This window comes from Mesorhizobium sp. M1A.F.Ca.IN.022.07.1.1 (assembly GCF_003997575.1).
In the GTDB taxonomy this organism is placed as follows: domain Bacteria; phylum Pseudomonadota; class Alphaproteobacteria; order Rhizobiales; family Rhizobiaceae; genus Mesorhizobium.
Window position 1 is genome coordinate 1 of record NZ_RZST01000233.1, and the last position, 9494, is coordinate 9494.

The window sequence follows — 9494 nt, forward strand, 5'->3', positions numbered from 1 at the left end:
GGTGTATTTGAAAGCCGCGATGAAGGCGATGCTGGCGGCAGCCCCCTCGACCGCAAGCAGCCAGCCGCGCCAGCCGAGCCTGAGGCTCTCGCGCCCGCCCGAGCGGCGGCGGCGCCACAGCACGTAAAGAGCAATCAGGATCGAGCCGAAGAAGCCGCGCCAGCAGGTGATGGTCAGCGGATCGGCATGGATCGACTTGGTCAGCACGCCGGTGAGCGCGAAGGCGACGGCCGAGGCCGAGACTAGCACGACGCCCAGCATGCGCTCGGCTGTGGCGTCGGCGGTGCCCTTGGCAAGCTTTTCAGGCATGTCGACCGTATCCGTCATGGTACCAGACTATGCCGCTCCTGCTGACAGCCTTCTGTCATGAGTCCTCGACCCGTTTGCGGAAATGCTCGTTGCCGACGATCAGCAGGCCGGCGCCGATGATCAAAGCCGCGCCCGTGAAAACTTCGGTTCTCGGCACGTCGCCCCAGATGGCGAAGCCCAGCGCAAACGCCCAGACCAGCGAGGTGTATTCGAATGGCGCCACGATCGACACCGGCGCCCGTTTCATGCCCTCGAACAGCATGTATTGCGCGACGCCGCCGAGCGCGCCAACGCTCATGAGAAGCATGAGTTGCGGCGCGTCGGGCATGCGCCACCAGATCAGCGCCGGCACTGCCGAAAAAAGCAGGAAGTAGAAATTGTTGAGCACCAGCTGGATCGTCGTGCGCTCCTGCATCGCGGTCTTGCGCAAGAGCACCACGGCGATGCCCCACAAAAGCGCTGCCGCCAGCACAAGCAGCACCGGCACGGAGAAGCCGAGACGCGCCGGGTCGCAGGCGATGAAGACGCCAACGAATCCGACGAACACCGCCGCCCAGCGCAAGAGCGGCACGGTCTCGCCCAGCATCACCACTGAAAGCACGGTGACGATGATCGGCGCGGCGTAGTAGATGGTGGTGAGCTCGGCGAGCTGCAGCGAGCGTGCCGCGTTGTAGTAGCAGAGCCAGGCCGCGAGCGTGAACGCGCTGCGCACCAGCATCGGCCGCACGATGGGCGAGTTTGCGGTGTCGGCGAACAGCGTCCGTCTGCCGATCGCGCCGCAGGCGGCAAGGACGGTGACCGAGCGGAAGAACATGATCTGCCACACCGTCATGCCGGCCACCAACAGCTTGATCGAGGCATCCTGCGCCGAAAACAGGAAATAGGCGGCCGCGGTGAACAGGATGCCGGCCAGCACCCTTTCGCGGCTTTCGAGGACGACGACATCGGCCATGCGGTATCGATTTGCCAGCGTGGAGGCGGCTCCGCCCCATCGGATCCACTTCTGCCAGCTATACGGGCGAAAGCTTCTACGGCGCTGTTCCAGCGCGGCGCTTGCGTTGGGGCAGAGCCCTCGTGGCCGATCGAGAAGCGCTTACTGCGTCGCCTGGTAGAGCTCGGAGGCTGCCTCCTTCAGCGCGCGCCTTCCGTCGGGCCTGAGGTACATCATGTGGCCGCCCTCCACGACATCGAGCCGGATCGGTTTGGCGTCGGCGAGCGAGGGAAGCTGGTTCACCAGATAGCGCGAAGCGAGATAGGGCGTCACCAGGTCGGTATAGCCGTTGACGATGACCACGCCGAGCGAGGGGTTGAGCGAACGCGCCCGCTGCAGGTCGTTCATCGCCCCGGCATAGCCTTGCCCCGAGGTGCCGTACTCCCAATTGCGACTGATCTCGCCGTTGAGCAGCCGGTAGCTGACATCCGTGCGATAATTCAGTTCGTTACGGGCGTAAGCGACAAAGGCCGAGGTCAGCACCGGCACACTGCGGTCAAGCACCGGGTCCGGGCCTTCTATGCGGGCGCTGCCCGGCGAGATATCGGCGGTGCTGATCGTGGCATCGTAAGGGCTGAGCACCTTGCCCTTGGCGCGCTGGAACTCGCGGGTGAACAGGCCGGTAGGGACACGGGCGAAATTGCGCTCGACGAGATCGAGCGGTAGGCCGGTGATTTCCGCCACGCGCCCGCTGGCGAGCTTGCCGCCTTGCTCCAGCCCGCTGGCGAGAGCCGTCAGATAGTCGCCAAGCGCATAGCGTTCGACCTCGGCCAGCCTGTCGCGCAGCGCCTCGCCGCTGACGCCGTCGGCGCGAAGCCGCACCGCCGCCAGCGAAGGCAGTTCGAGCGCCCAGTGCAATTGATCGAATTGGTCCGGCCGCACCAGCATGAACTCCAGCGCCGGCGAGATCAGCACGATGCCGGAGGGGCTCAAGCCGACATCCTCCTGCAGCGTCCTGGCGAGCAGCGCGGCGCGAAAGCCGCCATAGCTTTCGCCGGCGAGGAAGAGCGGTGAAGCGGTGCGGCCGTTCTGCGCCAGATAGAGCCGTATGAAAGCGCCGACCGAGCTGGCGTCCTGGTCGACGCCCCAGAACCCTTTCGTGTCCTGGCCCGGCGCTTCGCGGCTGTAGCCGGTGCCGACCGGATCGACGAAGACGAGATCGGTCATGTCGAGCCAACTGTCCGGATTGTCGATGAGCCTTTGTGGCGGCGGCAGGAATTGGCCGTCGGCAGCGGTCGCAACGATGCGCGGGCCAATCGCGCCGAGATGCAGGTAGGCGGAGGCCGCGCCCGGCCCGCCGTTGAAGACGAAGGTGATCGGCCGCTCTTTGGCCGGGGCAGGCGACTGCTGCGTGTAGGCGACGTAGAAGATCTCGGCCGTGACCTCGCCCTTGCCGGAAAGCAGCGACAGCGTGCCGGCCTTGGCCTGGTAGTCGAGCTTGCGCCCGCCAAGGGTGATCGAATGCTCGGTGACCTGCGGCGGCGGCAAAAGCGACAACACGCCGCCGGCCGGCGCCGGCCGTTCAGGTGTTTCGGCGCCGACTGGCTGCGCAAAGGCTGTGAGCGCCAGGAGGATGAAGGGCAGGAGCTTCAACTTGGACCGCATGCGACCTCCGCGGGAATGACCCCCGCAAAGGTATGGCCGGGGCGGCCGAAGTCAAAGGGGATAGGCTTGGCGCTGCGTTGGAACTTCGATCTCTCCCGTCGCGGGGGAGATTGGCAGCTTCACCCCCCAAACGCTCGCTCCAGCGCCGCGACATCGATCTTCACCATGCCCAGCATCGCCTCGGTGGCGCGTTTGGCGCGTTCGCGGTCGGGATGTGCGGCCATGTCGCCGAGGATTTTTGGCACGATCTGCCAGGACAGGCCCCAGCGGTCCTTCAGCCAGCCGCATTGCTCGGGCTTGCCGCCATTGCCGAGAAAGGCGTTCCAGATGCGGTCGATCTCGGCCTGGTTATCGAGCTCGACGAGGATCGAGAAGGAATGGTTGAACGGATCGAGCGGACCGGCTTCGAGCGCGACGAAATTCTGGTCGTCGAGCACGAATTCGATGATCTTGACGCTGCCGGCGGGGCCGCTCGGATTGTCCGCCGGCACATCGGTCGTGCGGCCGATCGCTGAATTGGGAATGGTGGCGACATAGAATTCCACCGCTTGCCGCGCGTCCTTTTCGAACCACAGATGCGAGGTCACCTTGGCCATGCTGGATCTCCTTCCTGTCTGGCAACGGCCCAAGGACGATCGAGTTTCGCTCGACCCGACAGGGTATCTCGCTTTCGAGTTTGGAAATCGGCGACGGTGTCGTCCGATGCCCGGCGGGGCAGAGGCGCGCTGTCCCGCCAGCATCTCCGTGCTGTCAAGGCACCGAAAACTGCGGAAGGGATGCAAATGGACGCCACCGCATCTGCAGGCACCGCTGAAGGAGGCTCGACCAGGTCAAGGCGCTGATCACACTCGGGGCCAGAGGCAGGCTCGACGGTCAGTTGATCGCCTGCAAGGTGGAGGCGCTTGCGGTGGCGGAACTCCATTCGGCGACAGGAGCCGGCGCGCCACGCGCGACGACCCCTTCCGGCCGCTTCCCGACCACTTCCTCCTCACAAGGGCTCACGAGGGGGAGATCAGCTGGCGCTACTGTGCCGATGGCACTTCCGCATCCCCTTCGTCGGTGAAAGGCGAGGCGCTCGGCACGCACTGCACGGCCCAACCCTGCGGCGTCGGTTGCTTCTGATATTCGGCAATCGCGTTGATGCACTGTTCGCGGGTGTCGAAGGTGCTGGGCAGCACCGCCATGCCGCCCTGCGGGCCGGCGATCACAAGATACCAGACCAACGCTACGCTGGGGGTGGCAGCCATGGGAATTCCTCTTTGCTGGATGTCGGAGTCGGGTCGATGCTAGCAACTCCCAGCAAATGGCGAAAGCAGGGCGGCGGCATACGCTCCCCCGCCCTGGTCACAGACCCGTGAACGACCGCTGGCCGGACGCTTATTCGACAGCGAAGCAGTAGAACAGGCCGTCGCCGCCCGTGCCTCTCAGCGCCTCCTGGCTGCAGCCGCCGCGCGAAGCATGTGAGGAATTCCACGACTTCGCCGCGGCCGATTCGTCGAGGCCGACTCGGTCGTGATGACCCGTCATGGCTGCCCCTTCCGCGCCGCTCATCGTCCAGTCGCCGCAGGTCTGGTCGGCGATCTTGGTGCCATCGGGCTTGGAGCCGGTCAGCACGTCGTGGCGGTTGGGCTTGTCGCCGCGGCCGTTGACGACTTCGCCCTTCTCGGTAAGCGCCGTCTGCTTGCTGATGGCGTTGGCGTCGCTGTGCAGCGAGGCGACGTCGTCGGCGATCTTCTCGCCCTTGGCATTGAACCAGGGACCCTTGCCGATGCGGTCGCGCGCATCCTCGGCGCTGGAGGAGAGATAGGCGTGCCAGGTCTTGCCGGTGACACCGGCCGCTTCTGCCAGCGAGGCGCAATGCGCGTCCGCACCCTTGAGGCCGCCGAGATCGGCGCCCTTGCCGGAGCCGACGCTGGTGACGAAGAAGCTCATCTTGGCGTCTTGCGACAGGGCCGCGCCTGCCGTGGCGGCGAGTGCGGCGGTAATGGCGGTGGCGGCAACGAGAAGAAGTCTGCGCATGTCGGTCCTCCGGTTTCGAATGTTCTACATTCGAAGAACGTAGCGGGAGGTCTGTTTCATCCGCCTTGAGGCAGGTTTATTCCGGTTGCCGATAGGCGACGAAACGGTTGTGCCTGGCCTGGAAGATCAGCCCGGTTTCCTTCAAGTCCGGGCTTGCCAGCGGCACGATGCGTTTGGCGATCTCGGACGGATGCGGCAGCGTCTCGGGATCCTCGCCCGGCATGGCCTGAGCGCGCATTGCGGTGCGGGTGGCGCCCGGATCGGCGGCGTTGACCCGAAGCGGCAGGCTCTCGGTCTCATGCGCCCAGGAGCGCATCATCGTCTCCACCGCGGCCTTGGAAGCCGCGTAGGGCGCCCAGAAGGCGCGCGCCGAGTGCGCCGCGTTGGAGGACATGATGATCGCGCGTCCGGCGTCGGAGAGCCGAAGCAACGGATCGACCGAACGGATCAGGCGCCAGGTCGCGGTGACGTTGACGGTCATTACCTTATCGAAGGTTTTTGCTTCGACATGGCCGATCGGCGAGATCACCCCGAGTATACCGGCATTGGCGACCAGGATGTCGAGCTTTCCCCAGCGCTCGTGGATCGCGCCGCCCAGCCGGTCGATGCCCGCCATGTCGGCGAGGTCGAGCGGCACCAGCGTGGCCTGTCCGCGGCCGTCGGCCTTGATCGCATCGTCAAGCTCTTCCAGCCCGCCGACGGTGCGGGCGACCGCGACGACATGCGCGCCGGCGGCAGCCAGTTCCCTGGCGATGAAGTAACCGATGCCGCGCGAGGCGCCTGTGACGACCGCGACGCGGCCGGAAAGGTCGAGGGTCATGTGAGGGATTCCGTGGGGTGGACCGGCTACGACCCGCCGCTCGCCAGCAGCGACAGCGTGCGCACGTTGTCGTGGCCTTCGAAGTCGAGCAGGCGGGTAGGATACTGGCCGGTGAAGCAGGCGTCGCAGAATTGCGGCTGGTCGTTGTCGCGGCGCGCCTCGCCGACGGCGCGGTAGAGCCCGTCGATTGACAAAAACCCGAGCGAATCGACGCGGATGAACTCGGCCATCTCCTCGACCGACATGCGCGATGCCAGAAGCTTCGATTTCTCCGGCGTGTCGACGCCGTAGAAGCACGATGCGCTGGTCGGCGGCGATGCGATGCGCATATGCACCTCCTTCGCGCCGGCGTCTCGCACCATCTGCACGATCTTTTGGCTGGTGGTGCCGCGCACGATGGAATCGTCGACCAGCACCACGCGCTTGCCCTCGATCATGCGGCGGTTGGCGTTGTGCTTGAGCTTCACGCCCATGTGGCGGATGGAATCGCCCGGCTGGATGAAGGTGCGGCCGACATAGTGGTTGCGGATGATGCCAAGCTCGAAGGGAATGCCCGCGGCCTGGCTGAAGCCGATCGCGGCCGGCGTGCCGGAATCCGGCACCGGCACGACGATGTCGGCCTCGACCGGGTTTTCCTGCGCCAGCTCCGCGCCGATGCGCTTGCGGACCTCATAGACGTTGCGGCCCTCGACCGAGGAATCCGGCCGCGCGAAATAGACATATTCGAAGATGCAAAAGCGGGTCTTCTGCGGCTCGAATGGGAACAGGCTCTCGATGCCCTTGGAGGTGATGACCACCATCTCGCCCGGCTTGATATCGCGCACGAAGCGGGCGCCGATGATGTCGAGGGCGCAGGTTTCCGAAGCGAGTATCCAGGCGCCGTCGAGGTCGCCGAGCACCAGCGGACGGATGCCGAGCGGATCGCGGCAGCCGATCATCTTCTTGGCCGTCATCGCGACCAGCGAGAAGGCGCCCTCGACCTGGCGAACGGCATCGATGAAGCGCGAGTTCAAATCGCGCTCCTTGCTGGTCGCGACCAGATGCAGCAGCGTCTCGGTGTCGGAGGTGGAGGAGAAGATCGAGCCCTGTTTCTGCAATGCGCGCTGGACGGTGAGCGCATTGGTGAGGTTGCCGTTATGGGCGACGGCAAGGCCGCCTTCGGCCAACTCGGCGAAGAAGGGCTGGATGTTGCGCAGGCCCGCGCCGCCGGTGGTGGCGTAGCGGGTGTGGCCGATGGCGCGGTTGCCCTGCAGGCGATCGATGACGTTCTGTTTGGTGAAGGTGTCGCCGATCAGCCCGACATGACGCTCGACGTGGAACTGGGTGCCGTCATAGGAAACGATGCCGGCGGCTTCCTGACCGCGATGCTGGAGCGCGTGAAGCCCGAGTGTGACTATGGCTGCCGCGTCCTGCCGGCCGAAAATGCCGAACACGCCGCATTCGTCATGGAAATGGTCATCGGCCTCGGCGGAAGGGACTTTGCCTGCGTCTGCCGTTGAGTCTGCCATCTGGGGCTCAAGCTCCGCTAAAACCGCCATATAGGGCGATCGCTCATCGAACGCAACGCACGCGATGCCGCATCCATAACATGCCCCAGGCCAGTGACGGAACTGGCCTGGTTTCAGTTTGCCGGCGCCTCAGTTTGCCGGCGCCGGGGTGGCGGGAGCCGGGGCGGGGGCTGGAGCCGGCTCATTGTCGGCCGGCGCTGCGCCTTCGCTGTCGTCGGGCGCCGTCGCGCTGTCGTCGCCGGTCGCCGGCGGTTCGGCCGCGGGCTGGTCGGTGGTCGCCGGCGCGCCGGCCTGGGGGGTGCCCTTACGCGTGTATTTGTTGACCAGCTCTTCCGTGTTCTCGGGCAGCACGCTTTCGAGCTTGGCGCCGATCGTCTCGAGCAGCGGCCGGGACTTGGCATTGGCAACCCAGGCGGGCGCCTTGGCGCCGGCCAGCCAGTTGAAGAACAACAGCGCCACCGCGACGACCAGGATGCCGCGCGCCGCGCCGTAGAGGAAACCGAGCGTGCGATCGAGCGCACCGATGCGCGAATCGATGATCCAGTCGGCGATCTTCATGGTGATCACCGAGACGACGATCAGCGCGATGACAAAGACGATGCCGGCTGCCGCGGCCATGGCGATCTTGTCGTTGTCGACATATGGCTGAACGTAGGGCAGGACCGGCCTGTAGAAGAAGAAGGCCGCCGCCGCCGCCGCTGCCCACGACACCACCGACAATACTTCGCGGGAAAAGCCGCGCACCATGGCAAGCATCGCCGAGACCAGGGTGAAGCCGACGAGAATTCCGTCAAGCAGCGTAATCGGCATATCTTTCGCCCCACATCATGAGCTGCATCACTCCCCCTCGTCGGCGCGACTGCGCCGTGAGCCGGCTATGCGCGCCACCAGGTCGGCAAGCTCGGTGGGTTGGAAAGCGCCGGCCGCGATTCCCCCGGCCCCATTACCGCCAACGACTTCCTCGCTGCCGAGCGGCAGCACCGCGCTTCCGAAACCCAGCTTTTCGGCCTCTTTAAGGCGCTGCTGCGCATGCGCAACCGGCCTTACCGCGCCCGAAAGGCTGATTTCGCCGAAATAGACGCAATCGGCGGGAAGGGCAAGACCGGTGAGCGACGAAACCAATGCTGCGGCGACCGCGAGATCGGCCGCCGGTTCCGAGATGCGGTAGCCGCCGGCGACATTGAGATAGACGTCGTGCTGGCCGAAGCGGACGCCGCAATGCGCTTCCAGCACCGCCAGCACCATGGAGAGCCGCGCGCCGTCCCAGCCGACGACGGCGCGGCGCGGCGTGCCGAGCGAAGAGGGCGCCACCAGCGCCTGGATCTCGACCAGCACCGGCCTTGTGCCTTCCATGCCGGCGAAGACGGCGGCGCCGGGAGACTTCGCATGCCGCTCGCCGAGGAACAGCTCGGATGGATTGGCGACCTCGCGCAGGCCCTTGTCCGACATCTCGAAGACGCCGATCTCGTCGGTCGGCCCAAAGCGGTTCTTCACCGTGCGCAGGATGCGGAAGTGGTGGTTGCCTTCGCCCTCGAAATAGAGCACGCCGTCGACCATGTGCTCGACGACGCGCGGGCCGGCGATCTGGCCTTCCTTGGTGACATGGCCGACGAGCACGATCGCGGCGCCGGTGGATTTCGCATAGCGGATCATCGCCTGGGCGGCCGCGCGCACCTGGGTGACCGTGCCGGGCGCCGAATCGGCAAGATCGGTCCACAGCGTCTGGATGGAATCGAGGATCACCAGGTCCGGCCGCTTGCCGTCGGCGATTGTCGCGAGGATGTCCTCGACATTGGTCTCGGCGGCGAGTTCGACCGGCGTCGAGGCGACACCGAGGCGCTGAGCACGCAGCCTGATCTGCGCGACAGCTTCCTCACCCGAAACATAGACGATGCGGTGGCCTTTCGAGGCCAAAGCGGCTGCGGCCTGTGTCAGCAGCGTCGACTTGCCGATGCCGGGATCGCCGCCGACCAGAAGGGCGGAGCCGCGCACGAAGCCGCCGCCGGTGGCGCGGTCGAGCTCGCCGATGCCGGAAACGATGCGCGGCGCGTCCTCGATGTCGCCGGAGAGGCGGGTGAGCACCACGGCGCGGCCCTTGGGGGCATTGCGGGTGTGGGCCGGCCCCGAGCCGATGCCGCCCGCGGTGCCTTCCTCGACCAGCGTGTTCCACTCGCCGCAGGCGTCGCATTTGCCGGCCCAGCGCTGATGCACCGAGCCGCAATTCTGACAGATGAACTGAACG

General features: G+C 66.0%; 9 protein-coding genes and 2 pseudogenes. 1 reads left to right on the forward strand and 10 read right to left on the reverse strand.

Annotated features, from left to right (window positions below):
- The 4 genes and pseudogenes from EOA75_RS22460 to EOA75_RS22475 all read right to left on the reverse strand — a co-directional run.
- A pseudogene (locus EOA75_RS22460) lies at nucleotides 1-309 on the reverse strand (EamA family transporter); the annotation flags it as partial.
- Nucleotides 310-364: 55 nt separating this feature from the next.
- Nucleotides 365-1261 carry a DMT family transporter gene (locus EOA75_RS22465; protein WP_095800088.1) on the reverse strand — a complete coding sequence of 299 codons (897 nt, stop codon included), beginning with the start codon at nucleotides 1259-1261 and terminating at the stop codon, nucleotides 365-367.
- 141 nt (nucleotides 1262-1402) lie between these two features.
- On the reverse strand, nucleotides 1403-2905 hold the full coding sequence (locus EOA75_RS22470; RefSeq protein ID WP_095800087.1) for a peptidase S10: 1503 nt from the start codon (nucleotides 2903-2905) through the stop codon (nucleotides 1403-1405).
- 119 nt (nucleotides 2906-3024) lie between these two features.
- Complete coding sequence (locus EOA75_RS22475) at nucleotides 3025-3501, reverse strand: VOC family protein (protein WP_095800086.1); 477 nt, start codon at nucleotides 3499-3501, stop codon at nucleotides 3025-3027.
- 186 nt (nucleotides 3502-3687) lie between these two features.
- Here EOA75_RS22475 and EOA75_RS35170 point away from each other — a divergent pair.
- Nucleotides 3688-3839 (forward strand): annotated as a pseudogene (locus tag EOA75_RS35170) (OsmC family peroxiredoxin); the annotation flags it as partial.
- An 88-nt stretch (nucleotides 3840-3927) separates the two neighbouring features.
- Here the strand turns inward: EOA75_RS35170 and EOA75_RS22485 are convergent.
- From EOA75_RS22485 to radA, 6 genes are all read right to left on the reverse strand, one after another.
- Entirely contained in the window at nucleotides 3928-4152 is a 225-nt protein-coding gene (locus tag EOA75_RS22485) for a hypothetical protein (protein ID WP_127325190.1), read from the reverse strand.
- A gap of 130 nt (nucleotides 4153-4282) precedes the next feature.
- Complete coding sequence (locus EOA75_RS22490) at nucleotides 4283-4924, reverse strand: hypothetical protein (RefSeq protein ID WP_067330239.1); 642 nt, start codon at nucleotides 4922-4924, stop codon at nucleotides 4283-4285.
- 76 nt (nucleotides 4925-5000) lie between these two features.
- Entirely contained in the window at nucleotides 5001-5744 is a 744-nt protein-coding gene (locus tag EOA75_RS22495) for an SDR family NAD(P)-dependent oxidoreductase (RefSeq protein ID WP_067001369.1), read from the reverse strand.
- A 26-nt stretch (nucleotides 5745-5770) separates the two neighbouring features.
- The gene (gene purF, locus EOA75_RS22500) at nucleotides 5771-7252 is read right to left on the reverse strand and encodes an amidophosphoribosyltransferase (protein ID WP_067330243.1); all 1482 of its coding nucleotides are present in this window, start codon (nucleotides 7250-7252) and stop codon (nucleotides 5771-5773) included.
- 129 nt (nucleotides 7253-7381) lie between these two features.
- On the reverse strand, nucleotides 7382-8062 hold the full coding sequence (locus EOA75_RS22505) for a CvpA family protein (protein WP_067330246.1): 681 nt from the start codon (nucleotides 8060-8062) through the stop codon (nucleotides 7382-7384).
- A gap of 27 nt (nucleotides 8063-8089) precedes the next feature.
- A partial coding sequence (radA, locus tag EOA75_RS22510; RefSeq protein WP_127325191.1) for a DNA repair protein RadA occupies nucleotides 8090-9494 on the reverse strand: 1405 nt, incomplete at its 5' end.

Coding starts and splice junctions, on each gene's coding strand:
- EOA75_RS22495 (WP_067001369.1), bottom strand. CDS start 5,744: ATGACCCTCGACCTTTCCGGCCGCGTCGCGGTCGTCACAGGCGCCTCG.
- EOA75_RS22490 (WP_067330239.1), bottom strand. CDS start 4,924: ATGCGCAGACTTCTTCTCGTTGCCGCCACCGCCATTACCGCCGCACTC.
- purF (WP_067330243.1), bottom strand. CDS start 7,252: ATGGCAGACTCAACGGCAGACGCAGGCAAAGTCCCTTCCGCCGAGGCC.
- EOA75_RS22475 (WP_095800086.1), bottom strand. CDS start 3,501: ATGGCCAAGGTGACCTCGCATCTGTGGTTCGAAAAGGACGCGCGGCAA.
- EOA75_RS22505 (WP_067330246.1), bottom strand. CDS start 8,062: ATGCCGATTACGCTGCTTGACGGAATTCTCGTCGGCTTCACCCTGGTC.
- EOA75_RS22470 (WP_095800087.1), bottom strand. CDS start 2,905: ATGCGGTCCAAGTTGAAGCTCCTGCCCTTCATCCTCCTGGCGCTCACA.
- EOA75_RS22485 (WP_127325190.1), bottom strand. CDS start 4,152: ATGGCTGCCACCCCCAGCGTAGCGTTGGTCTGGTATCTTGTGATCGCC.
- EOA75_RS22465 (WP_095800088.1), bottom strand. CDS start 1,261: ATGGCCGATGTCGTCGTCCTCGAAAGCCGCGAAAGGGTGCTGGCCGGC.